Genomic DNA, 18,013 nt, shown 5'->3' with positions numbered 1-18,013 from the left:
CGGCCGCCCACGCCGGCCGTGCACGAGGCCAAGGGTCCCCGACTCAGCGCATCGGTGCAGGATGCCCGGCGGGAGTCTCGCCGTCCGATCGGTGCGAGCGTGGGTCGACGCCGGAGGACTCGTGATGGCCGAGGAAACACCGCAGGGCACCCCTGCCGCAGAGGACCCCGGACAGGGCGCGGAGACAGGCGCCGAGCAGACCCCGTCCGGCGGGAGCATCCCGGAGCAGCCTGGCCGGAAACCGCGACCGGACCGGGCCCGGCGACGCGCGGTGCGGGCGCACGCCGCGCAGGCCGGTGTGGCATATTCCGTCGCGGCCCGGCAGCTCAAGGCCGCCCGGCTGCGGGCCGGGGAGACGCTTGGGAACGCGGGCCGGACCGTGTATCCGGCGTGGGTCGGCCACGGGGAGCGGTGGACGATCGTGTCCCGGGAGGCGCGCGGAGCCGAGGTCAAGCTCGCCGACGCGCGGCGGGCCGGGCGGCTGCCCGGCGGCAGGGCCGAGCATCTCGTCGAGCGGTTCCCGCCCGGGCTCGACGACACGTTCTATGCCGGGGAGCGGCGGGCCGAGCTGCTCGCACTCGTGTATCTCGTCGTCGCCGACGACAGCCCGGGGCTGGTCCCGGCGGCGCTCGACCTCGCCTGGACCGCCGAGCTCGGCGAGGAGACCGCCGTCGACGCGGTCTGCGCGGATCTCGACCGCGCCGCCCGGCGGGTCCTCGACAGCGGGGTCGCCGAACGGTGGCGGCGGATCGAGGCCGCCCTGGTGAAGGCCCAGCACGACCGGGAGTGGCGGGTGCGGTACGAGGCCGATCTGCTGGTGCTGGCCTACCGCGCGTTCGTCACGCCCGGGGAGGACGCCGCCGGGGAGCCGTTTGTCGTCAGGGCGCCCTGGGCGGGGGTGCGGCAGGTGCTCGACGCCCTGCTGGTGATCGCCGACGACGGGCACGCGCCCGGCACCCGCGTGCGGACCGTGGACAGTCCGCGCGCGGAGGGCACCGTCGTGGGCGCCTGCTGGGGGCCGGACGGCCCGCCGACCGGCTACGAGGTGCGGATCGACGGCGAGGTCGCGACCCGCACCTGCAAGCCCGAGGAGATCGTCATCCTGCCGGGACAGGAGTCGGACGCTCCGGCGCTGGTGTTGTAGCGGGCGAGCCCGACACGGTGAGGACCAGGCCGTCCGGGCCGGCGTCCACCAGGACCGTCCGGCCCGCGGCCAGCTCGTCGCGCAGGATCCGCGCCGAGAGCTCGTCCTCCAGTTCCCGCCGCACGGCGCGGCGCAGCGGCCGCGCGCCGAGACGCGGGTCGTGGCCGGTCGCCGCCAGCCGCGACCGCGCCGCCGCCGTCAGCGCCAGGGTCACCCCGCGTGCGGCGAGCCGCGCGGCGACCCGCTCGACCAGGAGGTCGACGATCCGCAGCAGGTCGGCGGTGGTGAGCGGGTCGAAGACCACGGTCTCGTCGATGCGGTTGAGGAACTCGGGCCGGAAGTGCTGCCGCAGGTCCTGCACCAGTTCCTGCGCCGCGGAGGACGCCCGGTCGCCGAAGCCGGCCGCCGCGGCGAAGCGGGTGCCCAGGTTCGTGGTGAGGACGATGACGGTGTTCGTGAAGTCGGTGACCCGGCCCTGGCCGTCGGTCAGCCGGCCGTCCTCGAGGATCTGCAGCAGGGTGTGGAAGACGTCGGGGTGGGCCTTCTCGATCTCGTCGAACAGCACGACGGAGCACGGCCGGCGGCGCACCCGTTCCGTCAGCTGACCGCCGTCGTCGTGGCCGACGTATCCCGGTGGCGCACCGACCAGCCGGGACACCGTGTACCGGTCGTGGAACTCGGACATGTCCAGCTGGATCAGCGCGTCCTGGCTGCCGAAGAGGAACTCGGCGAGCGCTTTCGCCAGGGACGACTTCCCGACGCCGGACGGTCCGGCGAAGATGAACGAGCCGGTCGGGCGGCGCGGGTCGGCGAGGCCGGCGCGGGCCCGGCGGATCGCCGTGGCGACGGCACGGACCGCGGCGTCCTGGCCGACGAGGCGCCAGTGCAGCTCGTCCTCCATGCGCAGGAGCCGGGCGGTCTCCCCCTCGGTGAGTCGCTGCACCGGGATGCCGGTCCACTGGGCGACCACCGACGCCACATGGTCCTGATCGACACGGTCCTGGTCGACCGGGGCTGATCCGCCGCCGAGCCGCACCCGCGCGCCCGCCTGGTCGAGCAGGTCGATCGCCTTGTCCGGCAGGTGGCGGTCCGGCACGTACCGGTCGCCGAGCGACACGGCGGCCTCGAGCGCGGCGTCGCTGTAGGAGACGCCGTGGAACGTCTCGTACCGCTCCCGGAGGCCGCGCAGGATCTCCAGCGTCTGCGCGGGCGTCGGCTCGGCGACCTCCACCGGCTGGAAACGGCGGTCGAGGGCGGCGTCCTTCTGCACGTACCGGCGGTACTCCTCGTGGGTCGTCGCGCCGATCGTCCGCAGCTCGCCGCGGGCCAGCAGCGGCTTGAGCAGCGACGAGGCGTCGATGGCGCCCTCGGCCGCGCCGGCGCCGACGAGCGTGTGGAGCTCGTCGATGAACACGATGACGTCGCCGCGGGTGCGGATCTCCTTGATCACCTTGCGCAGGCGCTCCTCGAAGTCGCCGCGGTAGCGGGCGCCGGCGACGAGCGAGCCGAGGTCGAGCGAGTACAGCTGCTTGCCGGCGAGCGCGGCGGGGACGGTCCCGGCCACGATCCGCTGGGCGAGGCCCTCGACGACGGCGGTCTTGCCGACGCCGGGCGCGCCGGTCAGGACAGGGTTGTTCTTGCGCCGGCAGGACAGCACCTGCACGACCCGCTCGATCTCGGCGTCGCGGCCGATGACCGGGTCGAGGTCGCCGGCCCGGGCGGCGTCGGTGAGGCTGTGCCCGAACTGGTCGAGGACGGGGCTGCCGGTCGGCGTCTTCAAGGAGGACGCCGAGGCGGCGGACGCCGCGTCGTCCAGCGACGGGTGCCCCGACAGGGCCTGCACGACCTGCGCCCGGACCGCGCCGAGGGAGGCGCCGAGCCGGATCAGCACCTGCGTGGCGACGCCCTCGCCCTCGCGGATCAGGCCGAGCAGGATGTGCTCGGCGCCGATGTAGTTGTGGCCGAGTTGGAGCGCCTCGCGCAGGGCGAGCTCGAGGACCTTCTTGGCCCGGGGACTGAACGGGATGTTCCCGCCCGGTGCCTGCCGCCCGGTGCCGACGAGTTCTTCGACCTCGCGGCGGACGGCGTCGAGGGAGATGCCGAGGTGACGCAGGGCGTCGGCGGCGGCGCCACCGGGCTCCCCGCCCTCCCCGGCGCGCTCACCCTCGTGGAGCAGCCCGAGCAGGACGTGCTCGGTGCCGATGTAGCTGTGGTTGAGGATCCGGGCCTCTTCCTGGGCCAGGACGACGACCCGGCGGGCCCGGTCGGTGAATCGTTCGAACATCGCCATCACGCCTTCCGGCGGGGCCGCTCCCGGCAACACGAGCAACGCACCCGCCAACCGTCACGGAAAGGTGGATGCGCTGAGTCGAAGCCTCTTGGCCATGCCGCCGTGCGGGCGACGTGTGGCTCGGGCAGGCGCACTGCCCTTCGTCACCTTACCGTCACCGGCTTTCCGCCGCCGACCCGGAGAGTGATAGAAGGATGCCGTGACGGCAACGACGCTGTTCCAGCGCACCAGCGGCCGCCTCGGTGCGCCGACCCTGCTGCTCGGCGGGTCGCTCGGCAGCAACCTCGACATGTGGCGTCCCCAGCTTCCGGCGTTCGCCGAGCGGCTGCGGGTGGTCCGGTTCGACCATCGCGGGCACGGCGGGTCGCCGGTGCCGCCCGGCCCGTACCGCATCGAGGACCTGGGGCGGGACGTGCTGGCGCTGCTCGACCGGCTGGGCATCGAGCGGGCGTCGTACTGCGGGCTCTCCCTCGGCGGGATGGTCGGGATGTGGCTGGCCGCGCACGCGCCGGAGCGCATCGAGCGGCTGGTGCTGATCTGCACGGCGGCGCACCTGCCGCCGGCCGACGGCTGGCTGGCCCGGGCCGAGCAGGTGCGCACCGGAGGCATGGGCAGCATCGCCGACGCGGTCCTCGGCCGCTGGTTCACGCCGCGGTACCGTGCGGCGCTGCCGGCCCGCGTCGCGCCCTTCCGGGCGATGATCGCCGCCGGCCCGGCCGAGGGCTACGCCGGCTGCTGCGAGGCGATCGCCGGGATGGACCTGCGCGACGACCTGCCGAGGATCACCGCGCCGACGCTCGTCGTCGCCGGCGCCGACGACCCGGCGACCCCACCCGAGCACGGCGAGGTCATCCACGCCGGAATCGCCGGCAGCCGCCTGGCGGTGGTGCCGAACGCGGCCCACCTGGCCAACGTGGAGCAGCCCGAGGCGGTCGCCCACCTCGTGCTGGACCACGTGCTCAGCTGACCGCCTGGTAGACCGCCAGCGTGCGGTCGGCGATCGCGGACCAGGAGAAGTGGTCCACGGCCCGCTGGCGGCCGGCCCGGCCGAACTCGGCCGCGCGGGCCGGCTCCTCGAGCAGCTCGTTCATGGCGTCGGCGAGGTCGGCGACGAACCTCGCCTCGTCCAGCGGGGTGCCGGAGCCGTCGGTGACCTGGTCGATCGGGACGAGCAGGCCGGTCTCGCGGTCGGCGACGACCTCCGGGATGCCGCCGGTCGCGGTGGCGACGACCGCCGTCTGGCAGGCCATGGCCTCCAGGTTGACGATGCCCATCGGCTCGTAGATCGACGGGCAGACGAACAGCGTGGCGTGGCTGAGGACCTGAATCACCTCGTGCTTGGGCAGCATCTCCTGGACCCAGACGACACCCTGGCGGTGCTCGCGCAGCTCGCCGGCGAGGCCGGTGACCTCGGCGGCGATCTCCGGGGTGTCCGGAGCGCCGGCCAGCAGGACCAGCTGCACGTCCGGCGGCAGGTGGCGGGCGGCACGCAGGAGATACGGCAGCCCCTTCTGCCGCGTGATGCGCCCGACGTAGGCGACGGACGGGCGCTGCGGGTCGATGCCGAGGCGCTCCAGGACGTCGGTGGCCGGGTCCGGCGCGTACTGCTCCGTGTCGATGCCGTTGTAGACGACGTGGACCCGGTCGGGATCGACGGCCGGGTAGGCGCGCAGCACGTCGGCCTTCATCCCGGCGGAGACGGCGATGACGGCGTCGGCGGCCTCGACGGCGGTCCGCTCGATCCACGACGAGAGCGCGTAGCCGCCGCCGAGTTGCTCGGCCTTCCAGGGGCGCAACGGCTCGAGGCTGTGACTGGTGACGACGTGGGGGACGCCGTAGAGCAGCTTGGCGGTGTGGCCGGCCAGGTTCGCATACCAGGTGTGGCTGTGCACGATGCTCGTCCCGGCGCAGCCGGCGGCCATCTCCAGGTCGACACCCATGGTGCGCAGCGCCGCGTTGGCGCCGGCGAGGCCGGCCGGGTCGGCATAGCCGGTGACCCCGGCCTCGGCGCGCGGCGCGCCGAAGCAGTGGACGCGCACGTCCAGCGGGAGCTTGCGCAGCTCGCGCGCAAGGTACTCCAAATGCACGCCCGCGCCGCCGTAGACGTCCGGGGGATACTCTCGAGTGAGCAGGTCTACACGCACGTCCCAAACCATAATGCCGTTCGTCTGGCGCAACACGCCGGACACGTTTAGCGTCTGCGCCATGGCTGCCAAGAAGGTCCTCGCGATCGTCCTCGCCGGCGGCGAGGGCAAACGGCTGATGCCGCTGACCACCGACCGGGCCAAGCCGGCGGTGCCGTTCGGCGGGATCTACCGGCTGATCGACTTCGTACTGTCCAACCTCGCCAACGGCGGCTATCTGAAGATGGTCGTGCTGACGCAGTACAAGTCGCACTCGTTGGACCGGCACGTCACGAAGACCTGGCGGATGTCGACGCTGCTCGGCAACTACGTGACGCCGGTGCCGGCGCAGCAGCGCCTCGGCCCGCGCTGGTTCGCCGGGTCGGCCGACGCCATCTACCAGAGCCTGAACCTCATCAACGACGAGCGGCCCGACTACGTCATCGTCTTCGGCGCGGACCACATCTACCGGATGGACCCGGAGCAGATGGTGCGCCGGCACATCGAGTCGGGCGCCGCGGCGACGGTGGCCGGGATCCGGCAGCCGCTGTCCACCGCCGACCAGTTCGGCGTCATCGAGGTCGGCGCCGGCGGGCAGCAGATCAGCGCGTTTCGGGAGAAGCCGAAGGACGCCAAGGGCCTGCCGGACGCCCCCGACGAGATCTTCGCGTCGATGGGCAACTACGTGTTCACGACCGACGCGCTGATCGACGCGGTGACCCGCGACGCGCAGGACCCGAGCAGCAAGCACGACATGGGCGGCAACATCGTCCCGTTCTTCGTGGGGAAGAACGAGGCCGCCGTCTACGACTTCAGCGACAACGTCGTGCCGGGCAGCTCGGACCGCGACCGCGGCTACTGGCGGGACGTGGGGACGCTCGACTCGTACTACGAGGCCAACATGGACCTCATCGCGGTGCAGCCGATCTTCAACCTGTACAACTTCGAGTGGCCGATCTTCACGGGCAACAGCCCGTGGCCGCCGGCGAAGTTCGTGCACGGCTGGGGCGAGCGGGTCGGTCGCGCGGTCGGCTCGATGATCTCCCCGGGTGCGGTCATCTCCGGCGCCCTGGTGGAGAACTCGGTGGTCTCGCCGAACGTCCGCGTGCACTCCTGGGCCCACGTCGAGGGTGCGGTGCTCATGGAGGGCGTCGACATCGGGCGGCACGCCGTGGTGCGCAACGCCATCCTGGACAAGAACGTCATCGTGCCGGAGGGCGTGGAGATCGGCGTCGACCTGGAACGGGACCGGCAGCGGTACACCGTGTCCGACGGGGGAATCGTGGTCATCGGCAAGGGTCAACGCATCGAGCCGTAGCGGCGTGACGCGCCGACCGCCTGCCGGTCGTGACACCGTCGCGATACCGGCTGTGATACCGGACAACACCTGACAACCCTGCCAACCCGGCGCGGATTCGATACGGTGAGGATCATGGGTAACCCCGCGGAGCAGCACGCGCCCGAAGCCCTCAAGACCGAGATCGCCACGACGAAACCCACCGATACCGAAGTCGCCCTCGCCACGGAGGACACCGTGGAGACGGCCGAGTCGCCGGCCGCCAGCTTCCGGGCGTCCACCCGGCCCGCGGACGCGGCGGCCGACGCCGCCGGGTCCGCCGCCGGCTGGCCCTGGGACGAGCTCGGACTCGGCCAGCGGTTCCCGATCGAGCAGGTCACGCCGTCGATCGAGGGCGGGCGGTTCCCGGCCAAGGCCGTCGTCGGCGAGCGGGTCCCGGTCTCCGCCGTCTCCTACCGCGAGGGCCACGCGATGATGGGCTGCAACGTCGTCCTCATCGGCCCGGACGGGCAGGAGGGGCCGTTCGCCCGCATGCGGCCGGGCGCGCCGGGCACCGACCGCTGGTTCGGCGAGGTGCGCCCGGACGCGGTCGGCAGGTGGACGTTCGCCGTCGAGGCGTTCAGCGACCCGTATCTCACCTGGCACGACGCGGTGTCGAAGAAGATCGCCGCCGGTCAGGGCCTGGAGGACCTCGCCAACGACCTCGCCGAGGGCTCGGCGCTGCTGCACGAGGCCGCCAAGGGCGTGCCCGAGCAGGAGCGGGACCGGGTGACCGGCGCGGCCCTGGCGCTCGCCGACGCCGGCATCCCGTTGTTCGCCCGGGTCTCCCCCGCCCTCGGGCTGACCGACGTGCTGTGGCGGCACCCGCTGCGCCAGCACGTGACCCGGTCGGAGCCGCTGCCGATCTGGTGCGACCGGCAGCGGGCGCTGTTCTCCGCGTGGTACGAATTCTTCCCGCGCTCCGAGGGCGCGGTCGTCGACGAGCGCGGCAAGCCCGTCACGCACGGCACGTTCCGCACCGCCGTCCCGCGGCTGCGGCAGGTCGCCGACATGGGCTTCGACGTGGTGTACCTGCCGCCGATCCATCCGATCGGCCGGGTCAACCGCAAAGGGCCGAACAACACGCTGGTCGCCGGGCCTGAGGACGTCGGCTCGCCGTGGGCGATCGGCGCGGCGGAGGGCGGCCACGACGCGATCCACCCCGACCTCGGCACGCTCGACGACTTCCGGGCGTTCGTCGACGCCGGCCGCGAGGCGGGTGTCGAGATCGCCCTGGACCTCGCGCTGCAGTGCGCGCCGGACCACCCGTGGGTCACCGAGCACCCCGAGTGGTTCACCACGCGGGCCGACGGGACCGTCGCCTATGCCGAGAACCCGCCCAAGAAGTACCAGGACATCTATCCCCTGAACTTCGACAACGACCCGGAGGGCATCCGGGCCGAGATCCTCCGGGTCGTGCTGCACTGGGTCGCGCAGGGCGTGAAGATCTTCCGGGTCGACAACCCCCACACCAAGCCCGTGGGGTTCTGGCACTGGCTCATCGACGAGGTCAAGGCGGTCGACCCCGACGTGCTGTTCCTGGCCGAGGCGTTCACCAAGCCGGCCATGATGCACGGCCTGGGCAAGATCGGCTTCAGCCAGTCGTACACGTACTTCACGTGGCGCGTGCAGGCGTGGGAGCTGCGCGAATACGTGCAGGAGCTCATCGCCGCCGCCGACTACATGCGGCCCAACTTCTGGCCGAACACGCCGGACATCCTGCCCGAGCACCTGCAGCACGGCGGGCCGCCGATGTTCAAGATCCGCGCGGTGCTGGCGAGCCTGCTCAGCCCGTCGTGGGGCATGTACGCCGGCTACGAGCTGTTCGAGCACGTGGCCCGGGCGGGCTCCGAGGAGTACCTCGACAACGAGAAGTACCAGTTGCGGCCCCGCGACTGGATCGGCAAGGAGCACGACGGCGAGTCCCTGGCGCCGTATCTGCGCCGCCTCAACGCGGTCCGCAAGGCCAACCCGGCCCTGCACTGGCTGCGCGACACCGTCTTCCACGGCATCGACAGCGAGCAGTTGCTCTGCTTCTCCAAGCGCGACCCGGACAGCGACAACACCGTCCTCGTGGTGGTATCGCTGGATTCGCACAACGTGCAGTGGGGTAACACGACGCTGGACATGCCCGCGCTGGGTTTCGACTGGCACGAGCGGTTCACGGTGCAAGACGAGATCACCGGCGCGACCTTCGACTGGGGACAGCACAACGCGGTCCGGCTCGATCCCCTGTACGAGCCGGCCCACGTGTTCACGGTGCACCGCCACCGCTGACAGCACCGGCAACAGCAGCAAGGTAGGTACCAACATGACGGACGAAGGCACCCACGTCGCGGACGGCATGGTCGAGCACCCGTCGTCCAGCGACTTCGGTCAGGCGCGGGTGCTGCCCGCCGACACCACCTGGTTCCAGCGAGCGGTGTTCTACGAGGTCCTCGTCCGGGCCTTCGCCGACTCCAACGCCGACGGCTCGGGCGACCTCAAGGGCCTCATCAGCCAGCTCGACTATCTGCAGTGGCTCGGCGTCGACTGTCTCTGGCTGCCGCCGTTCTACGACTCGCCCCTGCGCGACGGCGGCTACGACATCCGCGACTTCTACAAGGTGCTGCCCGAGTTCGGCACGGTCGACGACTTCGTCGCCCTGCTCGACGCGGCCCACAAGCGCGGCATCCGGGTCATCACCGACCTGGTCATGAACCACACCTCCGACTCGCACCTGTGGTTCCAGGAGTCCCGTCGCGACCCCGACGGGCCCTACGGCGACTACTACGTGTGGAGCGACTCCGACACCCGCTACGCCGACGCCCGGATCATCTTCGTCGACACCGAGGAGTCCAACTGGACCTTCGACCCGGTGCGGCGGCAGTTCTACTGGCACCGGTTCTTCTCGCACCAGCCGGACCTCAACTACGCCAATCCCGAGGTCCAGCGCGAGATGATCGACGTGCTGCGGTTCTGGCTCGACCTCGGCATCGACGGCTTCCGGCTCGACGCGGTGCCCTACCTGTTCGAGACCGAGGGCACCAACTGCGAGAACCTGCCGGAGACCCACGAGTTCCTGCGCCGCTGCCGCAAGGTCATCGACGACGAGTACCCGGGCCGGGTCCTGCTCGCCGAGGCCAACCAGTGGCCGGCGGACGTGGTGGAGTACTTCGGCGACCCGGCGACCGGCGGCGACGAGTGCCACATGGCGTTCCACTTCCCGCTGATGCCGCGCATCTTCATGGCGGTCCGCCGCGAGTCCCGCTTCCCGATCTCGGAGATCCTCGCGCACACCCCGGAGATCCCGGCGAACTGCCAGTGGGGCATCTTCCTGCGCAACCACGACGAGCTGACCCTCGAGATGGTCACCGACGAGGAGCGCGACTACATGTACGCGGAGTACGCCAAGGACCCGCGGATGCGCGCCAACGTCGGCATCCGGCGCAGGCTCGCGCCGCTGCTGGAGAACGACCGCAACCAGATCGAGCTGTTCACCGCGCTGCTGCTGTCGCTGCCCGGCTCGCCGGTGCTGTACTACGGCGACGAGATCGGCATGGGCGACAACATCTGGCTCGGTGACCGCGACGGCGTGCGCACCCCGATGCAGTGGACCCCGGACCGCAACGCCGGCTTCTCCCAGTCCAACCCCGGACGGTTGTACCTGCCGGTGATCCAGGACCCTGTCTACGGGTACCAGTCGGTCAACGTCGAGGCGCAGAAGGAGAGCTCCACCTCGGTGCTCAACTGGACCCGCACGATGCTCGCGGTGCGCCGGCGGCACGAGGCCTTCGCCGCCGGCCAGTTCCGCGAGCTCGGCGGCTCCAACCCGTCGATCCTGGCGTTCGTGCGCATCCACGGCGACGACGTCGTGCTGTGCGTGAACAACCTCTCGCGCTTCCCGCAGCCGATCGAGCTCAACCTGCAAGAGTGGGCCGGGTACACCCCGATCGAGCTGACCGGCCACGTCCAGTTCCCGAACATCGGGCAGCTGCCGTACCTGCTGACCCTGCCCGGGCACGGCTTCTACTGGTTCCAGCTGGTCCAGCCCTCCGAGCAGCCCCAGTGAGCAGTCTTAGGAGATTCCGACGATGACGTCACTGCCGTTCACCGACTGGCTGCCGCATCAGCGGTGGTACGCCGGACGCAACCGCATCCTGGCCGCCGTCGAGCCGACCGCGGTGACGCCGCTGCCCGACGGGCTCGACCACGTCCTGCTCGACGCCCGCTACGAGGACGGCGGCACCGAGCGTTACCAGGTCTTCGTCGGCTGGGACCTCAACGTGGCCGCCGAACTGTCCGCGGCGGCGTTCATCGGCTCGGAAGGCGACCGGGCCGGCTCCGACGCCCTGTACGACGAGCACTCCGCCCAGCGGCTGCTGGCTCTCATCGACACCGGCGCGGTGGTCGACGGCCTGCGGTTCGCGCCCGAGCCTGGCGTCGCGCTGCCCGTCGACGCGCCGGCGCGGGTCAGCGGCGCCGAGCAGAGCAACACCAGCGTCGTCTTCGACAACGCCGCGATCCTCAAGGTCTTCCGCCGGGTCGCCGCCGGGATCAATCCGGACCTGGAGCTCAACCGGGTCCTCGCCCGGGCCGGCTGCCCCAACGTGGCCCGGCTGCTCGGCGCGATCGAGAGCAGCACCGACGACGGCGAACCGGTAACCCTCGCGATGGTGACCGAATACGCGCAGAACTCCGCCGAGGGCTGGGCGATGGCGGCCGCGAGCGCCCGGGACCTGTTCGCCGAGCACGACCTCAACCCCGACGAGGTCGGCGGCGACTTCGCCGGCGAGTCGATGCGCCTCGGCGAGGCCGTCGCGCACGTCCACCGGACCCTCGCCCAGGAACTCGGCACCCGGACGGCCCCGCCGCCGACCGAGGCGATGCTGGCACGGCTGGAGGCCGCGGCGCAGACCGTCCCGGAACTGTCGCGGCTGCTGCCCGGCATCCGCGCCATGCTGCGCACCTTCGGCGACGGGCCGGTGGGGACCCAGCGCATCCACGGCGACCTGCATCTCGGCCAGGTGCTGCGCACCCCCGAGTCGTGGCTGCTCATCGACTTCGAGGGCGAGCCGGGTGTCCCCGTCGAGGAGCGCCGCCGGCCGGACTCGGTCCTGCGGGACATCGCCGGCATGCTGCGCTCCTACGAGTACGCGGCCTACCACCTGCTCGTCGGCCAGGAGGACGACGAGGAACTGGCCGAGCGGGCCCGGCAGTGGGTCGACCGTAACAGGGACGCCTTCTGCGACGGCTATGCTGCCGCCGCCGGTTACGACCCGCGCGACGACCAGGCCCTATTGTGCGCATACGAGCTGGACAAGGCGGTCTACGAGACCGCTTACGAGTCCCGCCACCGGCCGACCTGGCTGCGCATCCCGCTGCAGTCGATCGAGCGGATGGTCAACGGCTCGGACCTGAGTGCAGGACGCTGACGAACCGCCTACGGACAAGGTGACCGACCCCATGAATCTCGACGACCTGATCGCCGGCCGGGCCCACGACCCCCACGGCATCCTGGGCGCCCATCCCGGCGCCGGCACGACGGTCATCCGGGCGCTGCGCCGCGGCGCCTCCGACGTCGCGGTGGTGATCGGCGACGAGCGGCACCCGATGGCGCGGGTGCACGCAGAGGGGATCTTCGAGGCCGAGGTCCCCGGCGCCGTCGACGACTACCGGATCGACGCCGACGGCACGGTCACCGACGACCCGTACCGGCACCTGCCGACGATCGGCGAGCTCGACCTGCACCTCATCCGCGAGGGCCGGCACGAGCGGCTCTGGACCGTCCTCGGCGCGCAGGCCAACCCCGACGGCGTCGCGTTCACGGTGTGGGCGCCGAACGCCCGCGGGGTCCGGGTCGTCGGCGACTTCGCCGGGTGGGGACCGCACGACGGCTGGCCCATGCGCTCCCTCGGCGACAGCGGGGTCTGGGAGTTGTACGTCCCGGGCGTCCAGGTCGGGGCGCGGTACAAGTACCGCCTCCTCACCCCGGACGGCGATTGGGTGGAGAAGGCCGACCCGCTCGCCCGGCAGGCCGAGACGCCGCCCGCGACCGCGTCGGTGGTGACGCAGTCCACCTACGACTGGAAGGACGCGGACTGGCTGACCCAGCGGGCCGAGCGCCGCCCCTACGACGAGCCGGTCAGCATCTACGAGGTGCACCTCGGGTCCTGGCGGCCCGGACTGTCCTATACGGAGCTCGCCGACCAGCTCACCGAGTACGTCACCGACCTCGGCTTCACCCACGTCGAGTTCCTGCCGGTCATGGAGCACCCGTTCGGCGGCTCCTGGGGTTACCAGGTCACCGGCTACTACGCGCCGACGGCCCGGTTCGGCTCGCCCGACGAGTTCCGCCACCTCGTCGACCGGCTCCACCAGGCCGGCATCGGCGTCATCCTCGACTGGGTGCCGGCGCACTTCCCGAAGGACTCCTGGGCCCTCGCGCGCTTCGACGGCACGCCGCTCTACGAGCACGGCGACTGGCGCCGCGGCGAGCACCCGGACTGGGGCACGCTCATCTTCGACTTCGGCCGCAACGAGGTCCGCAACTTCCTCGTCGCCAACGCCCTGTACTGGTGCGAGGAGTTCCACGCCGACGCGCTGCGCGTCGACGCCGTCGCCTCGATGCTGTACCTCGACTACTCCCGCGAGCAGGGCCAGTGGGCCCCCAACCAGTACGGCGGCCGGGAGAACCTCGACGCGATCTCCTTCCTGCAGGAGACCAACGCGACGGTCTACAAGCACCACCCCGGCATCATGATGATCGCCGAGGAGTCGACGGCGTGGCTCGGCGTGACCCGCCCCACCGAGCACGGCGGCCTCGGGTTCGGCTTCAAGTGGAACATGGGCTGGATGCACGACACGCTGACGTACGTCGGCAAGGACCCGATCTACCGCCAGTACCACCACAACCAGATGACGTTCGCGACCGTCTACGCGTGGAGCGAGAACTACGTCCTGCCGATCAGCCACGACGAGGTCGTGCACGGCAAGGGCTCGCTCGTCGGCAAGATGCCCGGCGACCTGTGGAAGAAGATCGCCAACGCCCGCGCGCTGCTGGCCTACATGTGGTCGTTCCCCGGCAAGCAGCTGCTGTTCATGGGCTGCGAGCTCGGCGACGAGGAGGAGTGGAGCGAGGAGCGCGGCCTCAACTGGGGCCTGCTCAACGACCCGTTCCGCGCCGGACTGCAGCGGCTCGTCCGCGACCTCAACGCCACGTACCGGCACACGCCCGCCCTGTGGAGCCAGGACACCACACCCGACGGCTTCCGCTGGATCAACAACGAGGACTCGGGCAACAACGTGTTCTCGTACCTGCGGTGGGGCGGCGACGGGTCGGTGGTCGCGGTCGTCGTGAACTTCGCGGCGCACCCGCACGAGGGCTACCGCCTCGGCCTGCCGTTCGCCGGCCGCTGGACGGAGATCCTCAACACCGACGCCGACGTCTACGGCGGCTCGGGCGTGGGCAACCTCGGCGCCGTCGAGGCCGAGGCGACACCGTGGAACGGGCTGCCGGCCTCCACCGAGCTGCGGGTGCCGCCGCTGGGTGCGCTCTGGCTCAAGCTCAGCTGAGGCGCCGCCCGGTTCGGGGCGGCGTGTGCCGTGTCCGTAGGCTGGCCGCATGCCGGTCGACTTCCGTGAGACGGTCAGGATCACCGCCCCCGCTACCGTGATCAACGATGTTGTGCAGGCCGTCGAGGCCTGGCCGACCTGGACCGCGTCGGTGTCCACGGTGGACCGGGCCGGCACCGGGCCGCTCACCGTCGGCGAGACCGTCGTGGTGCAGCAGCCGAAGCTGCCGCCGTCGACGTGGACGGTGACCAAGGCCGACGGCACCGGCTTCGAGTGGGCGTCCCGGTCCCCCGGCATCCGCAACGTGGCCGGCCACTGGATCACCGACCACGGCGACGGCACCTGCGACGTCGAGCTGACGCTGTCGTTCGCGGGCCCGCTGGCCCGCGTGACGACCCTGCTCTACGGCGGCCTGATCCGCCGCTACGTCCACATGGAGGCCGAGGGCCTGCGCAAGGCGTCCGAGTCCCGGTAGCGGCGGTCGGGCCCCGCCGCCACCTGGGCTCGCGACCCCTGTCATCGGCAGGACAGGCCTCAGACGGAGACCCAGCCGTCGAAGCCGCTCGGGGACATGCAGTGGACCCGGCCGTCGAAGCGCAGGTCGGGGTCGGTCCCGTAACGCTCGGCGAGGGCCCGCTCCGCCGAGGTGTCGCCCCGGTCCGCGGCCAGCAGCATCGCCGCCAGCTCGTCGGCGACCCGGTCGGTGATGGCGCCCCACTGGTCCCACAGCAGCAGCTCGTCGCGCTGGCGGTGGGCGACCTCCAGCAGCACCGAGTCGAGCAGGAACTGGTGGCCGCGGAACGGCAGGAACGGCGACACGCCGTAGGTGTCGGCGTCGAGCAGTCCCCGCCGGTGCGCGTCCCACGCCTGGGCCGCCGTCACGAACTGCGGCACGTCGGCGGTGTCGAACGGGTAGCGCTCCGGGTCGAGCTGGGCGTCGGCGAGCACCCAGCGTGAACCGTTCCAGTACTCGGCGACGGCGTGGTCGTAATTCCAGTCCTCGGCGAGATACGGCGCGAACCCGACCCGGATCCGGGCCGGGACGCCGCGGTGGCGCAGCGCCGAGACGGTGAGCAGCGCGAAGTCGCGGCAGCAGACGACGACCCGGTCCCGCTCCGGCCGCGGCTCGGCGAGCGGCATCGGGAACCGGCGCTGGTCCAGTTCCAGGAGCCGCTCGGCGAACCGCGAGTCGACCTCGGCGAGCCGCGAGCCGGTGAACGTGATGCCGGCCGCCACGTAGTGCACGAGCACGTTGCGGATGATGCTCATCAACGCCGGCACGTCGGCCGGCAGGTCGTCCAGCAGGGCGCCGAACCGGCCGGGGTCACTGAAGCGCGTCTGCTCGCGGTACCGATGCTGCATCCATCGAACCTAACAACATTTATCCGCCGTCAACCGCCCGGAACGGGGTCAACGTCTGACGCGCCGTGATCGCGGGGGTCGTGACGTGCTCGACCACGTCGAACATGGCACGGCCGAGCACGGCGTGCGCCTCGACCGCCGGGTGGGTCGCGCCGTAGTTGTCGAGGTCGCCGAGACCCTCGGCGAACAGGCCGTAGACCAGCGCGGGAGCGCCGTCGGCGCCGAACATGACGCCGGCCTCGTGCCGGGACGCGCCGAGCGTGTTGAAGTCGGCGCCGTATTTCGTGGCGACCCGGCTGCGCTCCGCCGAGGACATGGAGCGGCGGATGCCGTCGTGGTAGCCGTTGATCCAGCGCAGGATGCCCAGCAGGAAGTCGCACGAGGCCGGGGTGAGCAGCGTCTTCGTCGCCAGGCGCCACAGCAGGTCGTGCATCTCCCGCGGGGTCGTGTCGCCGAGGAAGAAGCGGTTCGGGTTGGCGACCGGCTCGACCCGGGTGTGGGTGAAGCCCTTCGCCGCCAGGATCTCGTTGATCTCCAGGGCCGGCACGACGCGGCCGCACATCCGCACGGCGGTGTTGTCGGAGAGGAGCAGCATCGCGGTGAGGAAGTTCGCGATCGTGATCTGGTCGCCCCAGACGGTGTGCAGGAAGTAGATGCCGCTGCCGCCGAGGATGATGTCGGCCGGCAGGTCGAGCTTCTGGCCCAGCTGGAGCTCACCCCGGTCGATCTTGTCCATGACAGCGGTGGCGACGGCGAGCTTCTGCACGCTGTAGCCCTTGGTGACGTGGTCGGCGTCGTCCGCGACGACCGGCTGGGGCACGCCGGCCGCGTCGACGAGGGTGATGTGGGAGTGCCACGTGCCGCCGGCCTTCGCCTTCTGCCGCTCGTAGGCGCGCCGGATGCGGTCCGCTGGAGCTGTCACCAGACCAGTCTCCGGCGCGGCCGCCGCGGGCGTGACACCGGCCACCGCTCCGACGGCCGCGCCCGCGCCGAGGGCGATCGCGGTCCTTCGTGAGATGCCGCCGGTCACGGCGTCCGGCCGAGCGTTCGGCAGGGCGTTCGTCATGGTTCCTCCCGTGTGTCCGTTCTTTCCCGGGGAGGGTAACGCATCATCCGCGACGGCCGATGCCCCGACGATCGATAAGCTCGCGGCCATGCCTGCCGAGGAGATGCCCGCCGACGAGACGGCCGCCGGCCCGGGCGACGCCGACGGGCTCGCCGGTGCGCTCGCCGCGCACCTCGACCGGCTCACCTTCGCCGACCGCACCGCCGACCAGGTCACGGAGCTGATCCTCGACGCCGTCGTCGACTGGGGGCGGGCCCGGGGCTGGCGGGTCTACCGGCGCGCGGCCAGCGTGATGCCGCTGCCGCCGCCCTACGAGTCGCGGTTCTCCGTCGTCGACGTCGGCTGTGCCCGCGCCGACGGCCCGCCCGTCGTGGTGGAGGTCGACCATTCCGACCGGCGGCGCACCCTGGAGAAGCTCGCGGCCGAGGCGGCGGCGGGCCGGGTGGCGCTGTGGGTGCGCTGGGGCACCGGACGGTTCGCCACGCCCCCGGCACCGGTGCGGCTGGTGCCGTGCCGGGTCACGTTCCGCACCGCCCTGCAGGGCCGCGGCCGGGTCTATTCGCGCACGGCGAACACCGAACGACCGGCGCCGGAGCACTCCGACGTGGCCGGCGGCTTCACGGTCGAGGCCATGGATCCGGACATTGAGCTGGTGCTGCGAGCCTATGCCGCGTTCGCCGCCGGCGACATCGAGGGCGCCGTCCGCGACCTGCATCCAGACGTCGAGTGGATCGAGCCGGATGAGTTCCCGAACGGGGGCCGCCACGTCGGTCCGGCCGCCGTCGCCCGTTACCTGCGGGCGTCGTACGACGGCTGGCTGGAGCTGCACTCCGAGCCGTTCGCGACGCGCCGCGGCGACCGGATCGTCGTGGTCCACCACGTCCACGGCGTCCTGCAGGACCTCAGCGTCCACGAGGCCACCGTGGCCGACGTGTTCACCGTGGCCGGCGGCAAGGTGGTGCGGATGACCGCCTACGCGGATCCGGCTCAGGTCCCGGACTGACCCGGGCTCGGCGGGACGGCCAGGAGGCGTCCGAGTGTGCCTTGTCGACGGTGACGAGCGGGTGCTCAGGACGGCGGCTGCCAGGGCTGCAACCATGGGGTCGCCGGCCAGCCCGCTCGTCCTTGACCGGTGAAA

Annotated in this window: 13 protein-coding genes; 9 read left to right on the top strand and 4 right to left on the bottom strand. The window is 71.7% G+C overall.

Annotation, left to right across the window (positions count from 1 at the left end):
- Positions 1-124 precede the first annotated feature (124 nt).
- Positions 125-1,144, top strand: a complete 1,020-nt coding sequence (locus tag Dfulv_RS18160; RefSeq protein ID WP_259864824.1) for a hypothetical protein — start codon at positions 125-127, stop codon at positions 1,142-1,144.
- Here Dfulv_RS18160 and Dfulv_RS18155 read toward each other — a convergent pair.
- Entirely contained in the window at positions 1,098-3,428 is a 2,331-nt protein-coding gene (locus Dfulv_RS18155; protein ID WP_259864820.1) for an ATP-dependent Clp protease ATP-binding subunit, read from the bottom strand. The genes Dfulv_RS18160 and Dfulv_RS18155 overlap by 47 nt on opposite strands.
- Before the next feature lie 205 nt (positions 3,429-3,633).
- Here Dfulv_RS18155 and pcaD point away from each other — a divergent pair, with 205 nt between their 5' ends.
- On the top strand, positions 3,634-4,401 hold the full coding sequence (gene pcaD, locus Dfulv_RS18150) for a 3-oxoadipate enol-lactonase (RefSeq protein ID WP_259864817.1): 768 nt from the start codon (positions 3,634-3,636) through the stop codon (positions 4,399-4,401).
- Here the strand turns inward: pcaD and glgA are convergent.
- A complete protein-coding gene (gene glgA / locus Dfulv_RS18145) occupies positions 4,394-5,578 on the bottom strand; it encodes a glycogen synthase (protein WP_259864771.1) in 1,185 nt (394 codons plus the stop codon). The genes pcaD and glgA overlap by 8 nt on opposite strands.
- Positions 5,579-5,639: 61 nt before the next feature.
- On the opposite strand from glgA, the gene glgC reads away from it, so the two are divergent.
- The 6 genes from glgC (at position 5,640) to Dfulv_RS18115 (ending at position 14,922) form a co-directional block, all read left to right on the top strand.
- Entirely contained in the window at positions 5,640-6,875 is a 1,236-nt protein-coding gene (gene glgC / locus Dfulv_RS18140) for a glucose-1-phosphate adenylyltransferase (RefSeq protein ID WP_259864769.1), read from the top strand.
- 114 nt (positions 6,876-6,989) lie between these two features.
- Complete coding sequence (locus tag Dfulv_RS18135) at positions 6,990-9,170, top strand: alpha-1,4-glucan--maltose-1-phosphate maltosyltransferase (protein ID WP_259864767.1); 2,181 nt, start codon at positions 6,990-6,992, stop codon at positions 9,168-9,170.
- Between the two features lie 34 nt (positions 9,171-9,204).
- Entirely contained in the window at positions 9,205-10,944 is a 1,740-nt protein-coding gene (gene treS / locus Dfulv_RS18130; protein WP_259864765.1) for a maltose alpha-D-glucosyltransferase, read from the top strand.
- 22 nt (positions 10,945-10,966) lie between these two features.
- Complete coding sequence (locus Dfulv_RS18125; RefSeq protein ID WP_259864741.1) at positions 10,967-12,307, top strand: maltokinase N-terminal cap-like domain-containing protein; 1,341 nt, start codon at positions 10,967-10,969, stop codon at positions 12,305-12,307.
- A gap of 31 nt (positions 12,308-12,338) precedes the next feature.
- A complete protein-coding gene (glgB, locus tag Dfulv_RS18120) occupies positions 12,339-14,447 on the top strand; it encodes a 1,4-alpha-glucan branching protein GlgB (protein WP_259864740.1) in 2,109 nt (702 codons plus the stop codon).
- 49 nt (positions 14,448-14,496) lie between these two features.
- A complete protein-coding gene (locus Dfulv_RS18115) occupies positions 14,497-14,922 on the top strand; it encodes an SRPBCC family protein (protein ID WP_259864698.1) in 426 nt (141 codons plus the stop codon).
- A gap of 59 nt (positions 14,923-14,981) precedes the next feature.
- Here the strand turns inward: Dfulv_RS18115 and Dfulv_RS18110 are convergent, their stop codons facing one another.
- Together Dfulv_RS18110 and Dfulv_RS18105 are read right to left on the bottom strand one after the other, a co-directional pair.
- Complete coding sequence (locus Dfulv_RS18110) at positions 14,982-15,809, bottom strand: transglutaminase-like domain-containing protein (RefSeq protein WP_259864696.1); 828 nt, start codon at positions 15,807-15,809, stop codon at positions 14,982-14,984.
- 19 nt (positions 15,810-15,828) lie between these two features.
- Complete coding sequence (locus Dfulv_RS18105; protein ID WP_259864693.1) at positions 15,829-16,875, bottom strand: serine hydrolase; 1,047 nt, start codon at positions 16,873-16,875, stop codon at positions 15,829-15,831.
- A gap of 88 nt (positions 16,876-16,963) precedes the next feature.
- Here Dfulv_RS18105 and Dfulv_RS48575 point away from each other — a divergent pair, with 88 nt between their 5' ends.
- Complete coding sequence (locus Dfulv_RS48575) at positions 16,964-17,878, top strand: nuclear transport factor 2 family protein (protein ID WP_319805800.1); 915 nt, start codon at positions 16,964-16,966, stop codon at positions 17,876-17,878.
- Positions 17,879-18,013: the final 135 nt, after the last annotated feature.

It is taken from the genome of Dactylosporangium fulvum, from assembly GCF_025137375.1.
Taxonomy (GTDB): Bacteria; Actinomycetota; Actinomycetes; order Mycobacteriales; family Micromonosporaceae; genus Dactylosporangium; species Dactylosporangium fulvum.
Note: the sequence above shows the minus strand (reverse complement) of the source record. Positions and strands in the feature narration are given on the sequence as shown.